Origin of the sequence: Eubacterium pyruvativorans (assembly GCF_900102225.1) — a bacterium.
Lineage (GTDB): Bacteria > Bacillota > Clostridia > Peptostreptococcales > Anaerovoracaceae > Aminicella > Aminicella pyruvativorans.
In genome coordinates, this window is sequence record NZ_FNBF01000013.1 from 1 (window position 1) to 25124 (window position 25124).

Annotated in this window: 23 protein-coding genes and 2 riboswitches; of the genes, 17 read left to right on the forward strand and 6 right to left on the reverse strand. The window is 56.2% G+C overall.

Translation table 11 applies throughout. The annotated features are described in order from the left end of the window. A partial coding sequence (locus BLQ24_RS10105; RefSeq protein ID WP_207644946.1) for a collagen-binding domain-containing protein occupies positions 1–1449 on the reverse strand: 1449 nt, incomplete at its 3' end. 86 nt (positions 1450–1535) lie between these two features. Further along, positions 1536–1622: riboswitch (cyclic di-GMP riboswitch) on the reverse strand. Positions 1623–1760: 138 nt separating this feature from the next. Here BLQ24_RS10105 and BLQ24_RS10440 point away from each other — a divergent pair. Continuing rightward, entirely contained in the window at positions 1761–1889 is a 129-nt protein-coding gene (locus BLQ24_RS10440) for a flavodoxin (protein ID WP_272867338.1), read from the forward strand. A 32-nt stretch (positions 1890–1921) separates the two neighbouring features. On the opposite strand, the gene BLQ24_RS05780 is transcribed toward BLQ24_RS10440, so the two are convergent. Next, positions 1922–3001 carry an aldose epimerase family protein gene (locus BLQ24_RS05780; protein ID WP_176755869.1) on the reverse strand — a complete coding sequence of 360 codons (1080 nt, stop codon included), beginning with the start codon at positions 2999–3001 and terminating at the stop codon, positions 1922–1924. 325 nt (positions 3002–3326) lie between these two features. On the opposite strand from BLQ24_RS05780, the gene BLQ24_RS05785 reads away from it, so the two are divergent. The 12 genes from BLQ24_RS05785 (at position 3327) to BLQ24_RS05840 (ending at position 15685) form a co-directional block, all read left to right on the forward strand. Next, positions 3327–3821 carry a helix-turn-helix domain-containing protein gene (locus tag BLQ24_RS05785; protein ID WP_090163607.1) on the forward strand — a complete coding sequence of 165 codons (495 nt, stop codon included), beginning with the start codon at positions 3327–3329 and terminating at the stop codon, positions 3819–3821. A gap of 69 nt (positions 3822–3890) precedes the next feature. Further along, a riboswitch (ZMP/ZTP riboswitch) is annotated at positions 3891–3969 on the forward strand. A 92-nt stretch (positions 3970–4061) separates the two neighbouring features. Next, a complete protein-coding gene (gcvT, locus tag BLQ24_RS05790; protein WP_090163680.1) occupies positions 4062–5183 on the forward strand; it encodes a glycine cleavage system aminomethyltransferase GcvT in 1122 nt (373 codons plus the stop codon). A 46-nt stretch (positions 5184–5229) separates the two neighbouring features. Then, positions 5230–5601 (forward strand): glycine cleavage system protein GcvH, encoded by a 372-nt coding sequence (gene gcvH, locus BLQ24_RS05795; RefSeq protein ID WP_090163609.1) that lies wholly within the window; start codon positions 5230–5232, stop codon positions 5599–5601. Between the two features lie 3 nt (positions 5602–5604). Continuing rightward, positions 5605–7053, forward strand: coding sequence for an aminomethyl-transferring glycine dehydrogenase subunit GcvPA (gcvPA, locus tag BLQ24_RS05800; RefSeq protein ID WP_090163611.1), 1449 nt, complete (start codon positions 5605–5607; stop codon positions 7051–7053). Further along, positions 7053–8504 carry an aminomethyl-transferring glycine dehydrogenase subunit GcvPB gene (gene gcvPB, locus BLQ24_RS05805; protein WP_090163682.1) on the forward strand — a complete coding sequence of 484 codons (1452 nt, stop codon included), beginning with the start codon at positions 7053–7055 and terminating at the stop codon, positions 8502–8504. The genes gcvPA and gcvPB overlap by 1 nt, the downstream gene beginning before the upstream one ends. Positions 8505–9293: 789 nt before the next feature. Beyond that, positions 9294–10160 carry a phosphate ABC transporter substrate-binding protein gene (locus BLQ24_RS05810; RefSeq protein WP_090163613.1) on the forward strand — a complete coding sequence of 289 codons (867 nt, stop codon included), beginning with the start codon at positions 9294–9296 and terminating at the stop codon, positions 10158–10160. A 4-nt stretch (positions 10161–10164) separates the two neighbouring features. Further along, positions 10165–11058, forward strand: a complete 894-nt coding sequence (gene pstC, locus BLQ24_RS05815; protein WP_090163615.1) for a phosphate ABC transporter permease subunit PstC — start codon at positions 10165–10167, stop codon at positions 11056–11058. Further along, positions 11048–11893: a phosphate ABC transporter permease PstA gene (gene pstA / locus BLQ24_RS05820; protein WP_090163617.1), complete on the forward strand. Its 846-nt coding sequence runs from the start codon at positions 11048–11050 to the stop codon at positions 11891–11893. Before pstC ends, pstA begins: the two co-directional genes overlap by 11 nt. A gap of 23 nt (positions 11894–11916) precedes the next feature. Beyond that, on the forward strand, positions 11917–12681 hold the full coding sequence (gene pstB, locus BLQ24_RS05825; RefSeq protein WP_336433262.1) for a phosphate ABC transporter ATP-binding protein PstB: 765 nt from the start codon (positions 11917–11919) through the stop codon (positions 12679–12681). After that, positions 12681–13331, forward strand: a complete 651-nt coding sequence (gene phoU / locus BLQ24_RS05830; RefSeq protein ID WP_090163619.1) for a phosphate signaling complex protein PhoU — start codon at positions 12681–12683, stop codon at positions 13329–13331. Before pstB ends, phoU begins: the two co-directional genes overlap by 1 nt. Positions 13332–13334: 3 nt before the next feature. Continuing rightward, a complete protein-coding gene (locus BLQ24_RS05835; protein WP_090163621.1) occupies positions 13335–14015 on the forward strand; it encodes a winged helix-turn-helix domain-containing protein in 681 nt (226 codons plus the stop codon). Further along, the gene (locus tag BLQ24_RS05840; protein ID WP_090163623.1) at positions 14012–15685 is read left to right on the forward strand and encodes a sensor histidine kinase; all 1674 of its coding nucleotides are present in this window, start codon (positions 14012–14014) and stop codon (positions 15683–15685) included. The genes BLQ24_RS05835 and BLQ24_RS05840 overlap by 4 nt, the downstream gene beginning before the upstream one ends. A gap of 170 nt (positions 15686–15855) precedes the next feature. On the opposite strand, the gene hisA is transcribed toward BLQ24_RS05840, so the two are convergent. From hisA to BLQ24_RS05860, 4 genes are all read right to left on the reverse strand, one after another. After that, positions 15856–16626: a phosphoribosylformimino-5-aminoimidazole carboxamide ribotide isomerase gene (hisA, locus tag BLQ24_RS05845; protein WP_090163625.1), complete on the reverse strand. Its 771-nt coding sequence runs from the start codon at positions 16624–16626 to the stop codon at positions 15856–15858. A 69-nt stretch (positions 16627–16695) separates the two neighbouring features. Then, positions 16696–20136, reverse strand: a complete 3441-nt coding sequence (locus BLQ24_RS05850; protein WP_090163627.1) for an ABC transporter ATP-binding protein/permease — start codon at positions 20134–20136, stop codon at positions 16696–16698. Positions 20137–20141: 5 nt separating this feature from the next. Continuing rightward, positions 20142–20963: an aminotransferase class IV gene (locus BLQ24_RS05855; protein ID WP_090163629.1), complete on the reverse strand. Its 822-nt coding sequence runs from the start codon at positions 20961–20963 to the stop codon at positions 20142–20144. 107 nt (positions 20964–21070) lie between these two features. Beyond that, on the reverse strand, positions 21071–22471 hold the full coding sequence (locus BLQ24_RS05860) for a sodium-dependent transporter (RefSeq protein WP_090163631.1): 1401 nt from the start codon (positions 22469–22471) through the stop codon (positions 21071–21073). A gap of 316 nt (positions 22472–22787) precedes the next feature. Between BLQ24_RS05860 and BLQ24_RS05865 the strand changes: the two genes are divergently transcribed. The 4 genes from BLQ24_RS05865 to atpF all read left to right on the forward strand — a co-directional run bounded on the left by BLQ24_RS05865 (position 22788) and on the right by atpF (position 25115). Continuing rightward, positions 22788–23243: a MarR family winged helix-turn-helix transcriptional regulator gene (locus tag BLQ24_RS05865; RefSeq protein WP_163427087.1), complete on the forward strand. Its 456-nt coding sequence runs from the start codon at positions 22788–22790 to the stop codon at positions 23241–23243. 285 nt (positions 23244–23528) lie between these two features. Beyond that, positions 23529–24326 (forward strand): F0F1 ATP synthase subunit A, encoded by a 798-nt coding sequence (gene atpB / locus BLQ24_RS05870; protein WP_090163634.1) that lies wholly within the window; start codon positions 23529–23531, stop codon positions 24324–24326. A 2-nt stretch (positions 24327–24328) separates the two neighbouring features. Beyond that, entirely contained in the window at positions 24329–24553 is a 225-nt protein-coding gene (gene atpE / locus BLQ24_RS05875) for an ATP synthase F0 subunit C (RefSeq protein ID WP_090163636.1), read from the forward strand. Positions 24554–24569: 16 nt separating this feature from the next. After that, positions 24570–25115 (forward strand): F0F1 ATP synthase subunit B, encoded by a 546-nt coding sequence (gene atpF, locus BLQ24_RS05880; protein ID WP_173451909.1) that lies wholly within the window; start codon positions 24570–24572, stop codon positions 25113–25115. Positions 25116–25124 lie beyond the last annotated feature (9 nt).

Below are 25124 nucleotides of genomic sequence, written 5' to 3' on the forward strand. Positions count from 1 at the left end.
TGTCTTCTGAACCGCTGCGGTATGCGGCTTCGATGCTTTCGGATTCTTCGCATTCGGCGTACTCGGTGCAGCCGGCACTGTCGGAGTATCGACGGACGGCTTGGATGGTGTCGTCGGCGTCGTCGGAACTACTGTTGACGGCGTTGTTGGCTGTGCCGGCGTTGTTGGCGTTGTCGGCTGTGTCGGTGTGGTCGGCGTTGTCGGCGTGGTCGGCGTGGTCGGCGTGGTCGGCGTGGTCGGCGTGGTCGGCGTGGTCGGCGTGGTCGGCGTGGTCGGCGTGGTCGGCGTGGTCGTATCAGTGGACGGCGTATTTTGCGGGATAATGCTTTCCGGAGAAGTTGGCTTGAATTGGTAATGAGAAATATTGTGCCATTCTCCGCTCGTGATGTTTACCTGGTTAGCAACAATCCATCCCGAACTCGTCGCATTAACATTAACGATTGCGTTAGGTGCGTAAATTACACCGGCAACTGATCCATTAATATTCAAAGTATTTACATTAGGCAAATTCCAAATTACTGATGTTGCCAATGAATCATCCGGTTCGAACGCTTTGTCTTTTTTGTCTCCGAGATACTTCTTAGCATCGCTTCCCGTTCCGTTCCAGTTGAATTTCTGAAGTTGGAAACTACTATTATTATCCAAAAAATCTTTATCTACGTTGAATACAATGCTTTGACCTTTCTCTGCAGTGATCCAAAGACTCTCAGCTTGTTTGAATTTTTCCTTCGTGTTCTGACCATCGGCATTGGAATCAAAAATAGTATTCTTCAGTGTGACATAATATGTCCCCGGCGCATTTTGTGGTAATTCCAAGTGGTATTTCTGATCAGTCGACCGATATTCAATCGTTGCTTTCAGACTGGTGTTGTCTGCAGCCCTCTGAAGACATGCATCTGATTGGATCCTCACATTATCTCTCAGCGAATCGATCGCATTATTAATGTCTTCTGAACTATAGTTATTTACCGTTATTTTCACAACGTCTAAGCCCGTTACTTTGCTCTGTTCAGTCGATGGTGTGTACACCGTAGTAGATTTATTTCCTTTGATTTTGAACTTATCATCAACTGTCCCTAACATGAATTCCTGTTTGACTTTTTCGGAAGTCAGATCATTTCCGGTTTGAGTTTTACATACTCCGGTTTTTGCTGCCACATTTGTCTCGGCATCCCCCTGGTTTAACTCAAATCTGTTTGCTACGATGCCATAGTTTACTGCTTGTCCAAGGAATTTGTCTGCAGTGTAGACAGTATTTACATCATTGTTCTCCGTAGAAGCTTCTGTTGTTGTAGACTGCTCGCTTACCTGTTGTCCGGAATTTGTGACAGTCGTGTCCGTTGCTGCCTCCGCCATCGCCGGAATGGACGAACATACGAGCGTGATCGGAACGCAAAATCCGAGGATCAGCATCTTCTGTACGAATTTTTTCAAATTAGTTTTCTTCATGCCTTGGTCCTTTCTTTTTCTTTGATTCGATTCGTGCGGCTTTTCGTGCAATTCGGGTAAACAAAAAAGCCGCAAGGACATCATCCTCCGGCAGCTGGCTGTCTCGCACGGTTCACGGGCGAGACCCTATAGTTTTGCGTCTCAGCATCACTGCTGATTTGCTCTTTTCACTTATGATTTCCTTCTTAACTTAAATGCATATCGCAACTATGCACCTTTGATGATACCACTTTTTGACCATCTGTCAATATCTGGCGCACAAAATCAGGTTCAAATCGGATATTCCGGAGCAGCAACAGGGAGGTACGATGATGAAGAAAGTATTAGTGACATATTTTTCGGCCAGCGGCGTCACAGCGGGGGTTGCAGAGGAACTGGCAGCAGGCGCCCGGGTTGCGGCAGAGGAATTAACCTATCGTTTCCTCAGACAGCTGTTCTGAGAAGGGAGGCGGTATCCTTCGATGCAGCAGCTTCATTCCGTGTCGAAGGCGTAGACCGTTTCTGTCCGGAAGGTTTCTCCCGCCCGCAGAATGGTGGCGGGATGCGCCGCATAGTGAATCTCATTGGGCGGGAACTGGGGCTCGAAGGCGATGCCCGCCCGGTTGCTGTAGGGCAGTCCCTGCCGGGAGCGGGGACCGCCGGACAGGTAGTTCCCGGTGTACACATGAACCGCCGGCCGGTCGGTGAATATCCGAAGACGCCTCCCGGAAACGGGATCCGACAGAATGACCGCAGGGGTATCCGCCGGCGCTTCCGTGAGACGGAAAGAGTGGTCGATGCCCCGGGTGCCGCAGTGACTGCAATAGTCATCGTTTAACGCCGATTGAAGATGGGTTGGCATGCGGAAGTTCAGCGGGCTGTTTTCCGTCTGCAGTAATGCACCGGTGGTCAGGCCGTTCTGATCCACCGGATACCATGTGTCCGCTCGGATTTGAAGCATGTGACCGCCGATGTCTGTGCCGGTGCCGTCGGTCAGCAGCGGATGACCGGTCAGGTTGAAATAGGTGTGGACAGTGGGATTCAGCAGTGTGTCCCGGTCGGAGCGGCCCGTGATCAGGATGCGCAGGCAGCTTCCTTCCAGCCGGTAGGTGACCTGCAGCGTTACCGTGCCGGGATATCCCTCTTCGCCGTCCGGGGAGGTTGTGGTGAAGGTGACTGCGGCGCCTTTCCTGTGCGGCCCGGAAGAGCAGGCGGGTTCAGATGAATCGTCGGTTTCGGAAAGATCCGGGTCTGTCGGCAGGATGCGGAATATTTTTTTGTCGAAACCCCGGCGTCCGCCGTGCAGATGGTTCGGTCCGTTATTCCGGGCAAGGCGGAATTCCTGTCCGTTCAGGGTGAACCAGCCCCCGGCGATCCGGTTGGCAACCCGTCCCACACAGGCGCCCAGCATCCGGTCGCAGTTCAGGGCATCCCGGACGTCGGCATAAGAGAGGACGATGTCGTCCCGGTGTCCGCTGCGGTCCGGGGCCTCGATGCTCATGATGCGGGCGCCCAGAGGAGAGAGGCGGACTGTGAGCTGGTTGCTCCGGAGTGTGATGCAGGTGTCTTTCACGGGACTTCCCCTTTCTGTTTCAGTGGAATATGGAATGCGGTTTCGGCAGCGGATCCGGCCTGCCGCTGGAATCGGACACCCCCATTATACAATCTTCGGCCCGGATGGAAAATAGATCAGCGCAGGAAGTACGTCCGCTTTCTGCGCTTTTTCATTGAAATTTCAACGATGCAAGCAGGGCTTGACAGCCGAGAAACCGTCTGGAAAGAGCGGGTTGCTTGTGCTATCATGGACTCTGCCCCAGAATGGGATTCGTCAGAGGGATGCGGCGGCGCCGATCCTTTGCGCAGAAACATTTTTTTCAAATATGCAGAAGGAGAAACGAATGGAATTCAGTGAACAGATCCGGCAGATTCGAAAAGACAGCGGTCTGACCCAGGAAGCATTCGCCGAAAAGGTGCATGTGACCCGGCAGGCAGTTTCCAACTGGGAGAATAACAAGAATCTCCCGGACATCGAAACGCTGATCGTGATCTCTCAGACCTTCCATGTTTCTCTGGATGAATTGATTCTGGGAGGAAAAGAAGACATGAACAAGATGACAGAAAAACTCATTAAAGACGGAAATGAAGGAAGAAAGGCGAAGATGAACCTGGTTTCCACGGGGATCGGCGGTGTGCTGATGCTGATGGGGCTGATGTGTCTCTTCATCAAGGCGAACTCGGTGGAATACGTGGACAAGCAGGGGATTCTGCACGAGAATTTCTACCTGCTGCCGGTGGGTTTCCTGTTTCTCGTTGTCGGCGCAGTGGTTATCCTGACCACGGGAATCGTGTTTGCGGCAAAAAGAAAGAAGGAGGCCGATCGGGAAAACTGTTAATAATATATCTAAATTGACAGAACCGATCCGGTTCGGATATAATCGGCGTATGAAATGCTCCGGAAAGGAGCCCCGCTGCAGTACTGGCGGAAGGTGAATTGACACAGTGTACTGCAGCGGGAATACGCCGACCGCCTGGGCATCTCGGGAGAGATGTCCTTTTTTTATTTTTTTCTCTCCCGGGACAGTGAAGGATTCCGTTTCCGCAGAATGCGGAAGCGGAGGCGAAAGAGGTGCGCGATGGAACGAAAAACGCCGCTCTATGATCTGCATGTCAGCTTAGGCGGAACGATGGTGCCCTTCGGCGGGTATCTGCTGCCGGTGCAGTATCCGGCAGGGATCCGGAAGGAACACATGGCAGTCCGGGAGGGCTGCGGTCTGTTCGATGTCTCCCACATGGGGGAATTCACGCTGCGGGGATCGGATGCGGCCGGGAATCTGAACCGTATTCTGACGAACCGGTATGATGATCTGACAGTGGGTAAGGCCCGGTACAGTCCCATGTGTTATGAAGACGGGGGCACGGTGGACGACCTGATCGTATACCGGCGGGGAGAAGAGGAATTCTTCCTCATTGTCAATGCGGACAACCGGGAGAAGGATTTCAACTGGATCAGGGAGCATCTTTCCGGGGATGCGGATCTGGGGGATGTTTCAGAGGATCTTGCGCTGATCGCTTTTCAGGGGCCGAAGGCAGAAGACGTTCTGAGCCGGTCCGCCGGCCCGGACAGCATTCCGGCGAAGAATTATTCGGCGGTTTTCGACGCCCGGATCTGCGGGAATATTCCGTGTATGATCGGACGGACCGGATATACCGGCGAGGACGGATTCGAAATCTGTCTGCCGAAGGAATATGCGGAAACGGTTTTCCGGAAGTTCCTGGAGGACGGCGAAGAGTACGGTATTCTGCCCTGCGGGCTGGGTGCCCGGGATACGCTGCGGCTGGAAGCGGGAATGCCGCTCTACGGTCACGAACTGAGCCGGGAGATTTCTCCGGTGGAAGCGGGACTGGATTTCGCCGTGAACTGGGGCAAGCCGGATTTCATGGGCCGGACGGCGTTGATGAAGCAGAAGAATGCGCTGGCGGAACCGGGGAAGGGCATCCGGAAGCGGGTCGGCATCCTGGCGGAAGGCCGGGGGATTTTCCGGGAGCACTGTCCGGTTCTGATCGGAGAAGAAGAGATCGGGGTCACCACTTCGGGAACATTCCTGCCGTACCGGAAAGTATCCGGCGCCATGGCGATGGTGCCGGCGGAATGTGCTTCGCCGGGGACGGCAGTGGAAGTTCTGGTCCGGGGGCGGAAGATCGGAGGAACGATCACCCCGCTGCCTTTTGTCCTTCCGGCAAGGAAGAGAAAGTAGCATCATCACAGAGAAATAGAAGAAAGTTATACAGGAGGAAAATGAAATGGCAGGAGAATACAGATACACAGAGTCCCACGAATGGGTTCGCTTCGAAGAGGACGGCACCGCTTATGTAGGCATTTCCGATTATGCGCAGACCACGATGGGGGACATTGTTTTCGTCGGGCTGCCGGAGCCGGAGGAGGAAGTGACTGCCGGGGAGGTCTTCGGGGACATTGAATCCGTGAAATCCGTTTCCGATCTGATCTCGCCGGTGACCGGTGTGATTCTGGAAGTGAACGATCAGCTGACCGAGGAGCCGGAGCAGGTGAATGCGGCGCCGCTGGATGCCTGGTTCATTCACGTGGGCAGCATCACGGATCAGGCAGAGTTCATGGATGAGGAAAGCTACCGGACATTCACAGAGGAGGCGTAGCGGATGGGTAATTTCATACCGGGAACAAAAAAAGAGCAGCAGGCCATGCTGCAGGATATCGGCTTCCGGGACTGGGAGGACCTGTTCCGGGATATTCCGGAGGATACCCGGTTCCGGGGGGAACTGGACATGCCGCCGGGCCGGTCCGATCTGGAAGTGGAACGGGAGATCCGCCGGATGGCGGGGAAGAACCGGATTTTTCCGGTGATGCTCCGGGGTGCGGGCGCCTATGATCACTATGTGCCGGCGGCGGTGGACGAGGTCAGCTCCCGGGAGGAGTTTCTCACCGCTTACACCCCGTATCAGGCGGAGATCAGCCAGGGCATCCTGCAGTCCATCTTCGAATATCAGACCATGATCTGCGAGCTGACGGGCATGGATGTGTCCAATGCATCGCTGTATGACGGCGCTTCTGCGGCGGCGGAGGCCTGCGGCATGGCGTGCGACCGAAAAAAGAAGGTTCTCCTCCTCTCCGAAACCCTGGATCCCCGGGTGGTTCGGGTGATCCGGACCTATGCGGCGGGCCGGGGACAGCGGATTGTGATGGTGCCGGCAGTGAACGGCGCCGCCGATCCGGCGGCGCTGGAGAAGCTGCTGGGAGAAGAGCCGGAGACGGCCGGGTTCCTGATGCAGTACCCGAACTACTTCGGGATTGTGGAGGATGCGGACAAACTGGCGGAAATCACCCGCCGGGCCGGGGCAAAATTTCTCATGCATGTGAATCCGTTGGCGCTGGGCGTGCTGAAGACGCCGGGCGAGATCGGCGCCGACATTGTCAGCGGAGAGGGCCAGCCCCTGGGACTGGGCCTGGCCTATGGCGGCCCGTACCTGGGCATCCTGGCATGCCGCAAAAAGCTCATGCGCAGCATGGTGGGCCGTTTAGTCGGGGAAACGAAGGACTCCCGGGGGGACCGGGGGTATGTGCTGACCCTCCAGGCCCGGGAGCAGCACATCCGTCGGGAAAAGGCTTCCAGCAATGTCTGCTCGAATCAGGCCCTCTGTGCGCTGAAGGCCTCGGTGTACCTGGCGGCAGTGGGGCCGGCGGGGCTCCGGCAGGCGGCGGTGCTCTGCTCCTCCAAGGCCCATTATCTGGCGGAGCGGCTGGCCGGCGCCGGGCTGACCCCGGCTTACGACAGACCGTTCTTCCATGAGTTCGTCACCGTGTCCCGGGATCCGGCGACAAAAAACATCCTGCATGCGCTCGCCGACAACGGCATTCTGGGGGGATTCCCGCTCTCGGATCACGAGATCCTGTGGTGCGCCACCGAAAAGAATACGAAGGAAGACATGGACCGGGCAGCGGCGATTGTGGCGGAAACACTCTCCGGGCTTTCCGGCCGCCGGTACGGGGCGGCTCCGGGTGAAACCATGAAGGAAGCTGCGAAAAAAACGTCGGATAAAGTCATGAAGGAAGCCGCAGAAAAAATCCCGGGAAAGGAGGTACAGGCATGATGAAACTGATTTTCGAACGAAGTGTGCCGGGAAGAAGGATGTCCCTGTTCCCGGAGTGTGATGTGGAGGAATGTCTGCCGGAAGTACCGATGCGGGAAGCGCCGCCCCGGCTGCCGGAAGTCTCTGAAAATGAACTGGACCGGCACTACACGGCGCTGGCCCGGGAGGCCAGAGGACTGAACGACGGTTTCTATCCGCTGGGCTCCTGCACCATGAAGCATAATCCGCTGCTGAATGAACGGATGGCCGCTCTGGAAGGATTCACAGGGGTTCATCCGCTGCAGCCGGCGGAGACGGTGACCGGCTGCACGGAAGTCATCGACACACTGGAGAAATATCTGAAGACAATCACCGGAATGGACCGGGTGACCTTCCAGCCGGCTGCGGGATCCCAGGGAGAATTCACCGGCCTTCTGCTGATCCGGGCTTATCATGAAGCCAGGGGAGAAGGAGAACGGAATGAGATTCTGATTCCGGATTCCGCCCACGGCACGAATCCGGCCAGCGCTGCCATGGCCGGCTACCGTGTGGTGGAGCTGGTGTCCGATGAAAACGGAATGATCGATCTGGAGGACCTGCGGCAGAAGGCGGGACCGAAGACGGCGGGACTGATGCTGACGAATCCAAATACGGTGGGGATCTTCGACACCCATATCCGGGAAATCACAGCCATCGTTCACGACGCCGGCGGACTGTGCTACTACGACGGTGCGAATCTGAATGCGGTGATCGGTCTGGTCCGGCCGGGGGACATCGGCTTCGATGTGACCCACCTGAATCTGCACAAGACCTTCTCCACTCCGCACGGAGGCGGCGGTCCGGGTGCGGGTCCGGTGGCCTGCAAATCCTTCCTGGCGGAATATCTCCCGGGACTTAGGGCAGTCCGGGGGGAGGCCGGCTCTTCAGATACCTGGCAGTACGTCCGGGAGAAGCACAGCATCGGCAATATGACCGGATTCTACGGAAACTTCCTGATTCTGGTGCGGGCACTCTGTTACCTGGAGAGCCTGGGGCGGGACGGCGTCCCGGAACTGGCCCACAATGCGGTGCTGAACGCAAACTATATGATGGAGAAACTGAAGGACATCTATCCGATGGCCTATTACAGAATCTGTATGCATGAGTTCGTGATGAACCTGGATTCCTTCCGTGAGAAGGCCCATGTGTCGGCACTGGACGTGGCCAAAGCCCTGCTGGACTTCGGCATCCATCCGCCAACAATGTATTTCCCGCTGATTGTGCCGGAAGCACTGATGGTGGAACCGACAGAAACCGAAAGCCGGGAAACACTGGACGGAGCGATCGCCGCCTTCCGGGCGATCTACGAAGCGATGGTGAAAAATCCGGAGCGGGTGAAGGCGACGCCGGCCACCACGCCGGTGCGGCGGCTGGACGAGGTGACGGCGGCACGGAAGCCGGTGCTGAAATACGGCTTCGGCGGAGCAGAATAGGCTGGAAGCTGCCGGCGAAAGCCGATGGGGAGGGGAGGCAGGATGGAAACTGCCGTTGCGCCGGGTGCGGAATTCGAATTTTTTCGGATTTCGCACTCAATTTCCGCTGAAATGGCCGGAAATCCGGGGCGACACGGATAGGGAGGGTGCGGAATTACGAAAATCTGATGTTTCGCACTTCACTTCCCGAATGTCAAAATTTTACATCGTGTTTATTTTACTCAAAGCCGGGGATTATATCTAATCTTCGGCTTTTCTGTTTACTCTCTCGGCGCACTGTCGTTTCAACCGGAATGGTCGGACGACTGCTGCGTTATTTTTTGTCTAACTCAACCAAAATGTATACAATCCGTCTGACCATTCAGGTGCGAAAATCCTGTTTTATCCAGAATCGCACCCTCAGAGGAGGCTGGAATATATTAATCGGGATTTTCTTTCGGTTTCGCACCCTGCCAGCCGGCATTTTGGATGCGGATCAGGACTTTATAGGCGATTCCGCACATTTTCCATACAGTATACACGAAAATCACGGCCAAACCGTCTGCCCGCCGCACAGGTACCGGCAGTGCGACCGCCTACTCGGCGCACCCTGGTATTACAATCGTGATTTGTATACAATCTTCGGCCGGATCTCCGAACGACCGCCCACCCGTCGACCGCCCACCCGGCCCCGGTTTTACGAAGATCTTACAATTCCATGATAATGAAATTGATGTAAAGTCTCTATGATCTTAGTTGTAACAAGAAAGCAAGTGAAAAGACGGTTACAGTCTAAGGAGGGAATGAAGAATGAAGAAGAAATCTTTGAAAAAAGTGATGACAGGAGTCACCATTCTGACGCTGGCATGTGCCATGCTGCTGACCGGCTGCGGGAAGTCCGGCGGCGGTTCTTCCGCCAAGTCCGGCGGGGATCTGTCCGGGAATGTGTCCACCAACGGGTCCACATCCATGGAGAAGGTGATCGGCGGTCTGTCCGAGCAGTTCATGAACGACAACAGCGGTGTGAAGATCACGTATGATGCGACAGGATCCGGAACCGGTATCGAAGCAGCGAAGAAAGGAACCTGTGACATCGGTCTGGCGTCCAGAGACCTGACGCCGGAGGAGAAGAAGGCCGGTCTGGTTCAGAAGACGATTGCGCTGGACGGTATTGCCATCATTGTGAACGAGAAGAGCCCGGTGAAGGATCTGACGGTGAAGCAGATCGCAGATATCTACACCGGAAAGATCACCAGCTGGTCCCAGGTGGGCGGCAGCGACAAGAAGATTGCGGCCATCGGAAGAGAAGCCGGTTCCGGAACGAGAGACGGATTTGAATCCATCACCAATACGGCAGACAAGTGCAAGCTGTCCCAGGAACTGACCTCCACCGGCGGTGTGATTGAGGCCGTCAGAAACAGCCAGAACGCCATCGGGTATGCGTCCTTCTCCGATGCAGAGAATCAGAAGGGAATCCGCATTCTGACAGTGGGCGGCGTGAAGTGCAGTGAAGAGACCATCTCCAACGGTAAGTACAAGATTCAGAGAAACTTCAACCTGATCACGAAGAAGGGTCAGAAGCTCAGCAAGCAGGCCCAGGCATTCTATGACTACATGACATCCAAGGATGCGAATGACCTGATCATGAAGGCAGGAGTCGTCCCTGCGGGAAAGTAGCGAAATGAAGAGTAGAAATAAGAAAAAAATCTCAGAGGCGGTGCCGCACATGATCTTCCTGATCTGCGGCCTCGTCGCTGTTACCTTCGTACTTTGTATTTCGGTCTACCTGGTTGTTTCCGGCATCCCGGCGATCCGGGAAATCGGGCTGATTCATTTTCTGGGAGGCACGAAGTGGGCGTCCACGGCGAAGAATCCGAAATTCGGCATTCTGCCGTTCATCCTGACCAGTGTCTACGGCACAGCGGGGGCGGTGCTGATCGGTGTGCCGGTCGGCCTTCTCACGGCAGTGTACCTGTCCAAGTTCGCGAAGCCGAAAGTCGCCGGAATCATCCGGATGGCGGTGCAGCTCCTGGCCGGTATTCCGTCTGTGGTTTACGGCCTGGTGGGTATGATCGTGCTGGTTCCGGGAATCCAGCACGCATTCCACCTGTCCTCCGGCGCCACGCTGCTGGCGGCGATCATCGTTCTGGCGATTATGATTCTGCCTTCCATCGTCAATGTTTCGGATACGGCGCTCCGGGCGGTGCCGAAGGAGTATGAAGAGGCCTCCATGGCGCTGGGCGCGACGGAGACCGAGACCTATCTGAAGGTTTCCGTTCCGGCGGCAAAAAGCGGAATCGCAGCGGCGATCGTCCTGGGCGTAGGCCGGGCCATTGGCGAAGCCATGGCGATTATCATGGTATCCGGCAATGTGGCCAATATGCCGGGGCTGCTGAAGTCCGTCCGGTTCATGACCACGGCAATCGCTTCCGAGATGTCCTATGCGGCAGTGGGATCGCTGCAGCGGAATGCCCTGTACAGTATCGGTCTGGTGCTGTTCCTGTTCATTCTGCTGATCAATGTGATCCTGAACGTTATCATCAAGGGAAAGGACGGAGGCGGAAATGAGTCGTAAAATCTGGAACGGCATCTGGAAAGGGGCGCTGTATGTTTCGGCAGCGGTGACGGTGCTTCTGCTGATTCTCCTGCTGGGATATATTCTGGTGAAGGGCATTCCGAATCTGTCCGGAAAGCTGCTGACCTCGGTCACCAGCTACCTGACGAATACCATCGGAATTCTGCCGAACATCCTGAACACGATTTACATTGTCATCGTGACCATGGTCATTGTCACGCCGATCAGCGTGGGTGCGGCGATTTATCTGACAGAGTATGCGAAGAACCGCAGGCTGGTCAGCGTCATCGAGCTGGCTTCCGAGATTCTGACCGGTATCCCGTCCATCATCTTCGGTCTGGTAGGTATGCTGCTGTTCACCCAGCTCATGGGAATCCGGCAGGGTATTCTGGCCGGTGCACTGACTCTGGTGATGATGACCATGCCGACGATCATCCGGACCACCCAGGAGAGCCTGAAGACGGTGCCCCGGAGCTACCGGGAAGGGTCCCTGGCCATGGGCTCCGGAAAATGGTATATGATCCGGACGGTGGTTCTGCCGAATGCGATCGACGGAATTGTAACCGGCTGCATCCTGGCAGTCGGAAGAATTGTGGGAGAATCCGCCGCCCTGCTGTTCACTGCAGGCTTCGGACTGGCGCTGAACGGCTTCTGGCATTCTTTGACTTCTTCGTCGGCGACGCTGACGGTTGCGCTCTATGTGTACGCCAGCGAGCGGGGGAAGACCGATGTGGCATTCGCCATTGCGGTGATTCTGATCCTGCTGACGCTGCTGATCAACTTCATGGCGGATTTCGCAGCAAAACGTCTGAGGAAACAGCAGAAATCGAACTGAGATATATTGAACTGAGGTAATCTATGGAACATATGGACATTTCAATCGAAGCGGCGCACCTGAATCTCTGGTACGGCGACCATCATGCCCTGAAGGATGTGAATGTGTCGATCCCGAAGAATGAGATTACAGCGCTGATCGGTCCTTCCGGATGCGGCAAGTCCACATTTCTGAAGACGCTGAACCGGATGAACGATCTGGTGGACGGCTGCCGGATTGAGGGTGAAGTGCGATACGAGGGAAAGGACATCTACGACCCGAAAGTGGATGTAACACTGCTCCGGAAGAAGATCGGTATGGTCTTCCAGAAGGCGAATCCGTTTCCCATGAGCATTTATGACAATATTGCTTACGGTCCCCGGATCCACGGGATCCGTTCGAAAGCGAAGCTGGATGCAATCGTCGAGAAATCTCTGCGGGACGCAGCCATCTGGGACGAGGTGAAGGACCGGCTGAAAACCAGTGCCCTGGGCATGTCCGGCGGACAGCAGCAGCGGCTCTGCATCGCCAGAGCGCTGGCAGTGGAGCCGGATATCATCCTGATGGACGAATCCACCTCCGCCCTGGACCCGATCTCCACAGGAAAAATCGAGGATCTCTGTCTGCAGCTGAAGGAAAAGTACACGGTCATCATGGTGACCCATAACATGCAGCAGGCGGTTCGAATCTCCGATTACTGTGCCTTCTTCCTGCTGGGAGAACTGGTGGAATTCGGAAAGAGTGAAAAGATATTCTCCACACCGGAGGATAAGCGGACAGAAGATTATATTACCGGGAGGTTTGGTTAATGCGTGCGAGATTTGACAGACAGCTGGATGAATTGAATGAACAGATGACGAGAATGGGCATGCTGTGTGAGACAGCTATCGAGCGGTCCTCTGAGGCACTTTTGAATCATGATATCAGCATGGCGGAAAGTGTCCGGAAACTGCAGGAACAGATCGGGGAGATGCACCGGGACATCGAGAACCGCTGTTTCCGCCTTCTGATGCAGCAGCAGCCGGTAGCCCGGGATCTTCGGACGATTTCTTCTGCTTTGAAGATGGTGACGGATATGGGCCGGATCGGTGTGCAGTCTGGTGAAATCGCAGAGATTGTGACAATGGATGCCATCCGCTCCGTGGATCCGGAACTGCCAATCCGGGATATGGCCCAGAGTACCATCCGGATGGTGACGAGAAGTCTGGATGCCTTCGTCCGGAAGGATGTTGACATGGCCCGCAAAGTGATTAATGATGATGATGAAGTGGACAGCTACTTCAATCAGGTGAAGAAGAAGCTGATCGAAGAGATCAGGACGACCGAAGAAGACGGCGCCATGGTGCTGGATCTTCTGATGATCGCCAAGTACCTGGAACGGATCGGAGATCACGCAGTGAATATTGCGGAATGGGTCGCCTACTCCGTTACCGGAGAAATGGAAGGATTGGACATCTAAGATATGATCTATTGTGTAGAAGACGATTCCAGCAGCAGGGAGCTGATGCTGTATACCTTGAAGACCGCTGGGTTCCGGGCAGAAGGATTCCCGGATGCCGGCTCTTTTCATCGCGCTCTCCGGGAGCGGGTGCCGGATCTGGTGATCCTGGATATCATGCTGCCGGATGAGGACGGCATCACCATTCTGAAGAAACTTCGAAGAGACTCCCGCACGGAAGACCTCCCCGTCATCATGGCCACGGCCAAGGGGACGGAATATGACAAGGTCATCGGGCTGGATCTCGGCGCAGATGATTATCTGGCGAAGCCCTTCGGTATGATGGAAATGGTTTCCAGAGTGAAAGCGGTGCTCCGCAGGGCCGGCAGGGAGAAGGAGCAGAAGCAGAATGTGCTCCGGATCGGCGGGGTGGAAATGGACACGGCTTCCCACAGCGTGAAGGTGCATGGGGAAGAGACCGAGCTGACATTGAAGGAATACGATCTTCTGAAACTGTTCATGGAGAATCCGGGGCGAGCGTTCACCCGGGAAGCTTTGTTGATGAATGTATGGGACAGCGAGTACGCCGGGGAAACCAGAACGGTGGACGTCCATGTGGGGACGCTCCGCACGAAGCTGGGGGATCAGGCCGCCTTGATCCGGACGATCCGGGGTGTAGGCTATCGAATGGAGAATGAATTATGACAAAAAAGATATTCCGTGCCATACTGCTGGGAACCATAGCGGTGCTGGTGTTCACCACGGTCATGCTTTCCGGCATCATGTACCGGTATATGACACAAGTGTCAGAGCGGCAGCTCAGGACCCAGCTGAACCTGGCCTCCCGGGGACTAACACTGGAAGGAACGAAATACTTCCGCAGCCTGAATGATGAAAACGTGCGGATCACCTGGATCGACCGGAACGGAAAAGTTCTGTACGACAGCAGCCGGTCGGATGTTTCCGGCATGGAAAATCACAGAGACCGGAAGGAAGTACAGGAGGCGCTGCAGAAAGGGTACGGGGAAAGCGAGCGGTATTCCACAACCTTGACCGAGAAGATGCTGTATGCGGCCCGGAGGCAGCCGGACGGCACCGTGCTGAGAATGTCGGTCAGCCAGTACTCCGTATGGATGCTGCTGGTGGGCATGATCCAGCCATTTGTCATCATCATCATCGTGGCGGTGCTGCTGTCCCTGCTTCTGGCCTCCCGTCTGTCAAAACGTGTAGTGAAACCGCTGAACGACGTGGATCTGGATCATCCGCTGGAGAATGAAGGCTGCGACGAAATCGCTCCGATTCTGCGGAAGATCGACTACCAGCAGCGCCAGCTGGCCCGGCAGGAGCAGTCTCTGGACCGGCAGCAGGATGAACTGAACACCATTCTGCAGAATATGGCGGAAGGGATGATCCTCCTCCGCCGGGGCGGAAAGATCATCAGCATCAACAATCCGGCGGCGGAAATTCTGGGCATCACCGGCGACCACACCGGAGAAAGTCTTCTGCAGATCTGCCGTAATCTGGAACTGGAAGAACTGGTTCGAAAAGGACTGGATGGAACGCCGGCGGAGCAGGTTTTGGCGCTGGAGAGCGGCAGATACCAGGTGCAGGTCATGCCGGTCAGGGAGGACAAAGAGGTCCGGGGTGTCACGGTCGTTCTGTTCGATGTGACAGACCGTGAACTGGCGGAGCAGATGCGCCGGGAGTTCACGGCGAATGTCTCCCACGAACTGAAAACGCCCCTCCATGCGATCTCCGGCTACGCAGAGCTGATGCACAGCGGCGTGGTCCGTGAAGAGGACATCCATCACTTTTCTGGAAAGATCTACCACGAGGCCCAGCGCACCATCCGGCTGGTGGAGGACATCATCAGCCTGTCCCATCTGGATGAGAGCCCGGAGGACCTGGAATTCACGGAAGTACACCTGCTGGAAACGGCAAAGGACGTCTCCGTACATCTGGCGGAAAAGGCATCAGAGAGAGATATCGAAATCGTGGCGGACGGCGAAGACGCTGTCATGGAAGGCAATCCGTCCCTTCTGGCCACCATCATCACAAACCTGGCGGATAACGCAGTGAAATACGGCCGGTCCGGTGGGCGGGTGCGGATCCGTGTCGAAGACGACAACGATTCCGTGCACCTCACCGTCAAAGATAACGGCATCGGTATTCCGAAAGAAGATCAAAAGCGCATCTTCGAACGGTTCTACCGAGTAGACAAGAGTCATTCCAGAGATGTGGGCGGTACGGGACTGGGCCTCTCCATTGTGAAGCACGGCGTCCTGCTCCATCACGGAACGATCTCCCTTCAGAGCGAAGTCGGGAAGGGCACTGAGATCCGGATCACCTTCCCGAAGAAGCAAACAGAAGAATAACCAATTTCCCTCTTGTACATTTAAAGAAAGCCGAAGCTCGGAGCATCATCGCTCCGGGCTTCGGCTTCGCTGCGTATGGGGCGGATGACCGGCAGGCCGTCCGAAACGCCGAGACCATATACAATCTGCCTGCCCGATCAGAATCCGATCAGCATCCGATCAGCACCCGATCAGTGGAACGCCGCAATTTCCTGGAACGGCAGACTGCCGCCGAACAGATCCAGTGCGCTGCCGACGGTGAAGTCCAGCCGGCCGGAAGAGAGTTCTTCCAGCTCCCGGAGGTGATCCATGGAGGCGATGCCGCCGGCGTAAGTGATTCGGTTCCGGCGGTGGGAGGCCAGGATGCGGATCAGGTCTTTTTCGAAGCCGGCGCCCAGGCCCTCGGAATCTACGCCGTGAATCAGGAATTCATCGCAGTAACCGGCCAGTTCGTCCAGGATGCCGCTGCCCACTTCCAGATCGGTGAAGGTCTGCCAGCGGTCGGTGACGACATAGTATTTCCCGTCCCGCTTCCGGCAGCTCAGGTCGATCACCAGGTGGTCCCGGCCGGCTGCGGCGCAGAGTGCGTTCAGTTTTTTTGGGGACAGCGCCGGTCCGTCGAAGATGTAGGAGGTCACGATGACGTGGGAAGCACCCAGGTCCAGGAAGTCGGCGGCGTTCTCCGGTGTCATGCCGCCGCCGATCTGCATTCCCCCGGGCCAGGCGGAAAGCGCCTTCACCGCCTGGGCCCGGTCTGCCTCGTATTCCGGAGTCCCTTTCGGGTTCAGCAGAATGATGTGACCGCCGGAAAGGCTGTATTTCCGATACAGATCGGCGAAATACGATGCATCCTGGGAAGCAGTGAAGTTCTCTGTTGCGGAGACGTGACTATCCGAAAGACTTCCGCCTACGATTTGCTTGACCTTCCCGTTGTGGATATCGATGCAGGGTCTGAATCTCATTTTTTCTTCCTTTCTAATCTAAGTTCCGTCTGCGGGCGCGCCGGCTGTGCCGCCGCTACAGGCAGCGGGCTATTCGGTCCGGAGGGCGGTCACCGGATCGCTTTTTGACGCTTTCCGCGCCGGGATCAGTCCGCCCAGCAGGGTCAGGCCGGTGCTCAGGAGGATCAGGACCAGCGCCGCCAGAGGCGGAAGGGAGGCATGGATCGCCGCCCCGGAGGTCACCCGACCGATGACCAGGTTCACCGGAATCAGCAGCAGCCCGGTGATGGCCACGCCCATAAGGCCGGCCAGGGCGCCGATGATGAAGGTCTCTGCGTTGAACACGCTGGAGACGTTGCGCTTCGATGCACCGATGGCCCGGAGGATGCCGATCTCTTTTCGCCGCTCCAGTACGCTGATGTAGGTGATGACACCGATCATGATGGAGGAGACGATCAGGGAGATGGACACGAAGGCGATGAGCACGTAGCTGATGGCGTTGACGATTTTTGTGACAGAGGACATCATGGTGCCCACAATGTCGTTGTAGGCGATGACCCGGTCTTTCTGCCCGGCGGCCCGCACCCGGTCGTTGTAGCGGTCGATGAGTTTCGTGATCGATGTTTTCGCTGCGAAGTTTTTTGGATAAATCACGATTTCGGCCGGATCGTCCTCGTCAGCATATCCCATGGACCGGAGATTTTCCTCGTAGGAAGCGGTCTCCGGGGACATCATGGAAGTCAGCATGGACTGAAGCTGTTCTTCGGACAGGTTGGTTTTCATGGCACCGGCGAAGGCGGAGGCGTCGAACTTCATGCTGCCCGCCAGCGCCGAGGAGAGCCGGGATACGTACCGGGACATATATCCGGTCATCTGCTGTCCAATGGCTTTTGTGAGCTGGCTGCCCAGACTGGCGGAGATTTTTTTCGTGTCGATCATTTTCGACAGCCCGGCGGTCAGGCGCTTCTGGCCGTCCCGGGACTGCAGGTATTTTGTGAATCCCCCCAGGATGGTCTCCGGTGTGGTCAGATGGTATTTCTCAGCATAAGGGCCGTAGCCTGCGGCAATGGCGGCGGTTACCTGACGGATTTCGTCAGAGGAGACCGCCGGCCGGCTTTTCGCCAGGATTTTCTTCAGTCCGTTGGTGAGCGCCTGCCGGGCTGCCGGGGTTTGAAGGTACTGCGCCACATATTCTCCGGCCTTCGTCACATCGGTCAGATGGTTCTGTTCCACGTAACTGCTGAAGCCTTTCATGACGTCGTTCACCAGGGACTGTACATCGTCCTGGGAAACGCCGGAGGCGGCGATTTGGTCCAGCTTCTTCTCCATTGCCTCCCGCAGGATCTGCTGCACTTCTTCGGATCGTAAATAGGCGCTGTATCCCTGGGACAGTGCATCCAGGCCCGGTTCGCCGGACTTTCCATATCCTGCGGCCAGGTCCCGGAACAGAGTTTCCATGTTTTCCTGTGTCAGCCCGCTGCCGGCCTGCTTGAGCAGTTTCTGCATGTCTTTGTTACTGAAGCCCGGCAGGGTACCTGCCTTGAGCGGATTTTGTCCGGATGCAAGGTCCGGAAGGGACCCCGGGGCCAGTGCGGACTGCAGCGCCGACGGGTTGAACCGGAAGGCCTGGCTCAGTTTCTGGGGATCCAGGTGGAACAGCTTCTTCAGATCTGCACCGTTTTCTTTCGAAGTGAAAGCCTTGCCGGTCAGAACATTTTTCGCCGGCTGGGTTAGCTGCTGCCGGACCACTTCGCTTGCGGAAGCATCCGCAATAATATGGCTGCGGAGGGATGTCGGGAATCCCAGGCCGGTGCGGAGCATTGTGATGTCCGAGTTCTTCTTCGGGCTGACCACGCCTACGATCCGCAGCGTTTCCCCCTTTGCCGCCAGACGGCTGGTAAATGCAGTATCCCGGGACATGTCAGTCCAGGTCTGGTAATCTGCGTTGTACCGGTACAGGTCCGCATTATTCACCAGCTTGAAGTGGGTATGCATCAGATCCCTGTAGTCATACCGGGAGAGCTTCGTCCGGAACCGGACCTTCTTCCCGGCACTGAAATTCTTCGCCGCCTGTTCCAGTTCTTCCGGATTCTTCAGGCCCAGGGTGTACAGGGTCATGTCGCTGATCCGGTCTCCGGAGGAGAGCACCACGACGATCTCGTTGTATTTCCGGGGCCAGCGGCCCGCCTTCACCGTATACTGACGGCTGTAGAGCGCCCGGTCTTCCGGAAGAACGAAGAATGAATCACTGCCGGAGAACCCGCCGATGGAGGACAGGGAATCGCTTCCCAGACTGCTGAATGTGATGTCCGGATTGACCTGCCGGTAGGTTTTCGCTCCGGTCTTCCGATAAATCCGGGGCGTGATGTTATAGTGGTATTCCACGGATTTCGCGTATTTCTTCAACGTGGCGCTGTCCCGGTCCAGATACTGCTTCAGGGATTTCAGATCATTAGAGTTCATCCGGGAAAACGTCCGGGTCACTGTCTGGTATTCCTGCACACGGCCGGATTTTTCGGACTGATTCTCGGTGCTTCCGGTTTCACTCGTCGCATCCTCCGAAGAACGGTTTCCCGCCATCGGCATCATGGAACTGAAATCAATATTCGTCTTCTCGATCTGAACCGGATACTGGGACAGGGTTTCCTCTTCGATGCCGTTGATATACCCGTTGACCCCATTGGACAGAGAAAGAATCATGGCGATGCCGATGATGCCGATACTGCCGGCGAATGCCACCAGCAGGGTGCGGGCTTTCTTCGTCAGCAGGTTGTTGAAACTCAGGCCCAGGGCAGTCAAAAAAGACATGGATGCCCGGCCGAATGCCCGGTGTTCGCTGTCGGCATGCTGATCCGGGAGCGGATTGGAATCCGAGATGATCCGGCCGTCCCGCAGGTTGACAATGCGGGTGGCGTACCGCTCTGCCAGCTCCGGATTGTGGGTGACCATGACCACCAGACGGTCCCGGGCCACCTCCCGGAGCAGATCCATGACCTGCACGCTGGTATCACTGTCCAGCGCACCGGTGGGCTCGTCCGCCAGCAGAATGTCCGGATCGTTCACCAGCGCCCGGGCGATGGCCACCCGCTGCATCTGGCCGCCGGAAAGCTGGTTCGGCTTCTTGTGAAGCTGTTCCCCCAGCCCCACCTTCTCCAGAGCCTCTGCCGCCCGCCGCCGTCTCTCCTCCTTCGGAATGCCGGAGATGGTCAGTGCCAGCTCCACGTTGGACAGGATCGTCTGGTGGGGAATCAGGTTATAGCTCTGGAAGACGAAACCGACGGTGTGGTTCCGGTAGGCGTCCCAGTCCCGGTCCCGGTATTTCCGGGTGGAGATGCCGTTGATCACCAGATCCCCGCTGTCGTACCGGTCCAGGCCGCTGATGATATTCAGCAGGGTGGTCTTGCCGGAGCCGCTGGGACCCAGAATAGCAACGAATTCGCTGTCCCGGAGATTCAGGCTGACGCCGTCCAGAGCGTGCTGGACGAAACTGCCGGTCCGGTATTCTTTCCTGATGCTGCTGAGGTTGAGCATAAAAATTATTCTCCTGAATAGTATCGCCGGATCTCCGCATCATAGAGCTGCATTATGCGGCGCAGGGCTGTGTCGTTTACATCCAGTGTCTGCTCCCCGATCCGGGCGATGGGCAGAACCTTCGGGGATGTGCCGCTGATGAAGGCGGCATCGAAAGAATTAAGAGTGTCTGCCGGAATGATCTCTTCCTTCAGCACAACACCACCGGCTTCCGCCGCATGCAGAATGTGCTTCCTGGTGACCCCCAGCAGAACCCCGGACGCCGGGCTGGTGACCAGTTCCCCGTTTCGGACAAAGAAAATATTCGACTTGCTCCCCTCCGTGATATTCCCATGGTCATCCACCAGGATCGTCTCGAACAGGTGGTGGGCAGCGATCTGCGCATCCGCCTGCTCCCGGAGGGAGTCATTGATAATCTTCGCATGGGGGTTCTTCCGGACGGAGCGCATCAGCTCCGTGGCCACTCCCTGCCGGTACATCTCCTCCGTCGGGTAGGACGTGTGGGTGAAGAACAGGTAGAAGTTTCCGCCCGCCCGGAAGTCGTTATAGATGACCTTGACGTTATAATTCTGCACTCCGTTCCGTTCCGCCAGTTCCGTGATCATCCGGCCCAGGGTGTCGCAGCTGACCGGTGGCTTCTGCCCCACCGTGGCCAGGGTATGACAAAAACGATCATAGTGATCTTCCAGAAACAGTGCTTTCCCGTTGATCACCCGGATCACCTCATAGCAGGAAGGCTGAACCTCCCGGTAAACTTCATCGAAGCAGGCGGCATCCATCTGCGCACCGTTCAGCAGAAAATACTGCAGCATTGCATGGTCTTTCATGATTATCACCTCTTCCTGATAGTATACCCCGCCGCTTCACTGATGAAAACCGGGATAAGCGGTTCCAGTGCTGTGTCCGCCGCTTTGTCATTATTTCGTTCAGCACATCAGATTCGAATGACCCCGAATACGTTCAGCACGGAACTGATCAGAATGATGACCAGGAAGACCGGTGCGAGGTACCGGATCACGAAGTTATACATTTTCTTCATGCGGAAGCGGGAAGAGATGGTCACTTCCTCCTCGATCACCCGGGTTCCGGCCACCCGGACCACCAGCAGACAGGTCATGAAGGCGGCCACCGGCATCATGACGGAATTGGTCAGAAAATCGAAGAAATCCAGAATCGCCATGCCGAGGATCGTGACACCGCTGAGAGTGCTGTAGCCCAGAGAAGACAGGGAGCCCAGTACAATCATAATGAGCAGCATGAAGCCGCAGGCTTTCTTCCGGCTCCAGCCCAGTTCGTCCTGGAAGGTGGAGGCACTGGTCTCCGCCAGCGAAATGGCACTGGTCACGGCGGCGAAGAGAACCAGAACGAAGAACAGCAGGCCGAACCACCGGCCCAGTCCCATGCTGGCGAATACCTTCGGCAGTGTGATGAACATCAGTGACGGCCCGGCATTGAGCACTTTCGGCGCTCCGCCGTAGAATGCGAAAACCGCAGGGATGATCATCAGGCCGGCCATGATGGCGATGCCGGAGTCGAAGATCGCCACCTGACAGGTGGCAGACTCAATGTTGACCTCTTTCTTCATATAGGAACCGTAGGTGTACAGGATGCCCATGGCGATGGACAGGGAGTAGAACATCTGGCCCATGGCTGCCACCACGGTCATGATGGAGAAATGGGAGAGATTAGGTACCAGCATATACTTCACGCCGGCCAGCGCTCCCGGCCGGGTGATGGAGTAGATCATGACCACGGCAGCCAGTATCACCAAAACCGGCATCATGAACTTGGAAACCCGCTCCACACCGCTTTCCACACCGCCCAGGATGACCAGAATGACGATGGCTGCGAAAATCAGGAACCAGATTTCCGCACTGGCCGCATTGCTGATGAACTCCGGGAAGAAGCTGTCTCCCGCAATCCGCTTCTGATCCCCCAGTGCGTATTCCGCCAGATACTTGGTGACCCAGCCGCCGATCACACTGTAGTAGGGACAGATCAGCATCGGAATGACGGCGTTGATCCAGCCGCCGAACTTCGCTCCGCCGCTCCCGGAGAAGTGGCGGAATGCCCCCACCGGGCTCTTCTGGGTCAGTCTTCCGATGGCCTCTTCGGATACCATCATGGTGTACCCGAAGGTGAAGGCCAGCAGAATATAGACCAGTACGAACATACCGCCGCCGTACTTGGCAGTCAGGTAAGGGAAACGCCAGATATTGCCCAGTCCCACTGCGCTGCCTGCGGTGGCCAGAACGAATCCCAGCTTTCCGGAAAAATTAGCGCGGGTGCCGGTGTTCCCGGAAGATGCACCCGTTTTTTTTGTTACTTTTGACATTGTTATACCTCTCTCTTTCACAACAGAATGACTTTTCCATTGTAACACTGCACAATTAATTTGCAATTGCTTCCTGAATTGTTAAGTTTTTTTTCGCTTTATTGTGCACGAATACAATGTTCGGGGGAAGAGGGAGTTCCGGGAAGAAGGAAAAGCATGTAAGGGAAATAGTTCAGTGTTCTTGAATTATGTTTGGGATTCGATATAATCATATATAATTGAAGCAATCCGGGCTGCCGGAAGAACAGACGGGAGAATGCCGTCGGGCGGCCGGGATGGGCAGGGTATTTTTTGTCTGGGAAACAGGAGGGAGCGTATGCTGAACCGCAATTTGGCCCGGGTATATCGGAAATGCAAGCTGTCGCTGTACGCCCGGGTGATGCAGAGTTTTGCGGATGACCGGGAGGATGCGCTGTCCGCCATGGAAGTGATCTGTATGGAGCTGATTGTGGCGCTGGAAGAGCCGACGGTGAATGAGTTCGCCCGGTACGCCAGTCTGTCGGCGCCGAACGCAGCCTACAAGGTGGGACGGCTGGTGAAGAAGGGATATCTGGAGAAGGTGCGGAGCGAGAAGGACCACCGGGAGTATCATCTCCGGCCGACGGAGAAGTATGACCTGGAGTACGGCGAGGTGTTCGGTTACACGGATGAGGTGAGCCGGAAGCTGCGGGAGAAGTTCAGTCAGGAGGATCTGGCGAAGTTCGATGTCATGCTTCGTTATGTGGGGAATCTGGTGATGCCGGATGCGAATTCCGTCCGGGATTTGAAATAGGGGAAAATGGAAGAAACCGCTCCGGCCGATCGGGCTGACGGGGCAGGGAGGTCCGCTGTGAGAAATCATGGCGGATCTTTTTTTGTGTTGTTTCTGTGTTGTTCGCGTTAAGAACCGGAGAAATCCGGCTCTACGGGGAAATGAATTCTTAACAAAAAGGGCAACGTTTATGTCTTTTTCGTGAAGAGTGACCGGCGGTCATTTACATCCGGGGGAAGGTGGGTAAAATGAGTTTGCTCGAAAAAAATTGTATACACGATCCGGAGCAGGGAAGGAGGAGATGCCTTGATTGATCTGAATCATATCGGACCCAGAATCATACTGACGTTCGGTAACGGACATATCTATCTGACGGAAAGCGTGTGTCTGGAAATCATCGTCTGTGCCGTGATCGCCGCCCTCGGTATCTGGATGGGAAGCCGCCTGGAGCGGGTCCCCCGGGGGAAGCAGGTTGTGGCCGAGACTATTGTCAGCGCAGTGTACAAGCTGGCGGAGGACAATCTGGGGAAGGAAACCGGAGAGCGGTATGCGCCCTATCTGGGGTCGCTGATCGTCTTTCTGATTTTCGCTAACAGTCTGGGGCTTCTGGGGCTCCGGCCGATCACTGCGGATCTGAATGTCACATCTGCACTGGCCGTGATGTCCTTCCTGATCATTCAGGTGAGTGCTGTGAAGAAGCTGGGATGGAAAGGAAGGCTCAGCGCCATGGGAGATCCTTACTGGTTCATGATCCTGATGAACATCATCAGCGCAGTGGTGCTGCCGGTAACGCTGGCACTGCGGCTGTTCGGCAACATCTTCGGCGGCATGATTGTCGTTGATCTGTGGCTGAACTTCATGGGGAATCTGAGTATGCGGTTCTGTTCCGTGCCGATTCTCCGTTGTGTGACCGGGATCCCGCTGAATCTGTTCTTCGACATTTTCGAACCACTGATCCAGGCATACATTTTCACAGTACTGACGGCGGTCAATCTGAACGAAGCCCTCAGCGGAGAGATGCCGGAAACGGCCGAAAAACGCCGGCGGAAACGTCTGGCCCGTCAGGAAAAACGAAGGTTGAGAGAAGAGAAACAGGAGGCATAATTATGCATGCATTCATCGCAATTGGTGTGGGTCTCGCCATGGGACTCGCTGCACTGGGTGTTGCCATCGGACAGGGTCTGGTGGGCAAGGGAGCTATGGAAGGCATTTCCCGACAGCCGGAAATGAGCAACAAACTGATCGCTTATATGATCGTGGCCATGGCCGTCATGGAGACCGCGCTGGTACTGGGGTTCGTCATCGCCCTGATGCTGCTCGGCAGAATGTAAGGAGCAGCCTATGCGGATGACACAGGGATTATTTGAATTCGACTGGAATTCGCTGTTCGCCCTGATTACATTCCTGGTGCTGTTCCTGATCCTGAAGCATTTCTTTTTCGAGAAGATCCATAACTTCATGGAGGAGCGGGCCGCATCGGTGCAGAAAACGCTGGATCATGCGGCGGAAACCGACCGGAAGGCGGAGGAACGCCTGAGAGCCTATGAAGAGAAGATCGACGGCGCCGAGGCAGAGGGCCGGCAGATCATTGCGGATGCCAGGAAAACAGCGGATGCGCAGGCAGACCGGATCCTGGAAGATGCGAATGCGAGAGCGGAGGAAGCGCTTCGCCATTCCCGTCAGGAACTGGAGCGGGAAACCGCCGGCGCCCGGAAGCAGCTGCGCCGGGAGGTGGGAGAACTGGCCACAGAGGCTGCGGGCAGAATCCTGCAGAAGGAGCTGAATCCGGAAACCCATCGGGAAATCATCGACCGGGTGCTGGAAGAAGCGGACCGGAAATACCGCAGCGAAAATGCGCCGGGAGAGCCGCCTGCGGAAGCGCAGAAGGAATGAGGTGGATGA

What these genes read in the sequence shown, in the direction of transcription:
- BLQ24_RS10440 (WP_272867338.1), top strand. Translation starts at nt 1,761, where the DNA reads ATGAAGAAAGTATTAGTGACATATTTTTCGGCCAGCGGCGTCACAGCG.
- BLQ24_RS05785 (WP_090163607.1), top strand. Translation starts at nt 3,327, where the DNA reads ATGGAATTCAGTGAACAGATCCGGCAGATTCGAAAAGACAGCGGTCTG.
- gcvT (WP_090163680.1), top strand. Translation starts at nt 4,062, where the DNA reads ATGGAACGAAAAACGCCGCTCTATGATCTGCATGTCAGCTTAGGCGGA.
- gcvH (WP_090163609.1), top strand. Translation starts at nt 5,230, where the DNA reads ATGGCAGGAGAATACAGATACACAGAGTCCCACGAATGGGTTCGCTTC.
- gcvPA (WP_090163611.1), top strand. Translation starts at nt 5,605, where the DNA reads ATGGGTAATTTCATACCGGGAACAAAAAAAGAGCAGCAGGCCATGCTG.
- gcvPB (WP_090163682.1), top strand. Translation starts at nt 7,053, where the DNA reads ATGAAACTGATTTTCGAACGAAGTGTGCCGGGAAGAAGGATGTCCCTG.
- BLQ24_RS05810 (WP_090163613.1), top strand. Translation starts at nt 9,294, where the DNA reads ATGAAGAAGAAATCTTTGAAAAAAGTGATGACAGGAGTCACCATTCTG.
- pstC (WP_090163615.1), top strand. Translation starts at nt 10,165, where the DNA reads ATGAAGAGTAGAAATAAGAAAAAAATCTCAGAGGCGGTGCCGCACATG.
- pstA (WP_090163617.1), top strand. Translation starts at nt 11,048, where the DNA reads ATGAGTCGTAAAATCTGGAACGGCATCTGGAAAGGGGCGCTGTATGTT.
- pstB (WP_336433262.1), top strand. Translation starts at nt 11,917, where the DNA reads ATGGAACATATGGACATTTCAATCGAAGCGGCGCACCTGAATCTCTGG.
- phoU (WP_090163619.1), top strand. Translation starts at nt 12,681, where the DNA reads ATGCGTGCGAGATTTGACAGACAGCTGGATGAATTGAATGAACAGATG.
- BLQ24_RS05835 (WP_090163621.1), top strand. Translation starts at nt 13,335, where the DNA reads ATGATCTATTGTGTAGAAGACGATTCCAGCAGCAGGGAGCTGATGCTG.
- BLQ24_RS05840 (WP_090163623.1), top strand. Translation starts at nt 14,012, where the DNA reads ATGACAAAAAAGATATTCCGTGCCATACTGCTGGGAACCATAGCGGTG.
- hisA (WP_090163625.1), bottom strand. Translation starts at nt 16,626, where the DNA reads ATGAGATTCAGACCCTGCATCGATATCCACAACGGGAAGGTCAAGCAA.
- BLQ24_RS05850 (WP_090163627.1), bottom strand. Translation starts at nt 20,136, where the DNA reads ATGCTCAACCTCAGCAGCATCAGGAAAGAATACCGGACCGGCAGTTTC.
- BLQ24_RS05855 (WP_090163629.1), bottom strand. Translation starts at nt 20,963, where the DNA reads ATGAAAGACCATGCAATGCTGCAGTATTTTCTGCTGAACGGTGCGCAG.
- BLQ24_RS05860 (WP_090163631.1), bottom strand. Translation starts at nt 22,471, where the DNA reads ATGTCAAAAGTAACAAAAAAAACGGGTGCATCTTCCGGGAACACCGGC.
- BLQ24_RS05865 (WP_163427087.1), top strand. Translation starts at nt 22,788, where the DNA reads ATGCTGAACCGCAATTTGGCCCGGGTATATCGGAAATGCAAGCTGTCG.
- atpE (WP_090163636.1), top strand. Translation starts at nt 24,329, where the DNA reads ATGCATGCATTCATCGCAATTGGTGTGGGTCTCGCCATGGGACTCGCT.
- atpF (WP_173451909.1), top strand. Translation starts at nt 24,570, where the DNA reads ATGACACAGGGATTATTTGAATTCGACTGGAATTCGCTGTTCGCCCTG.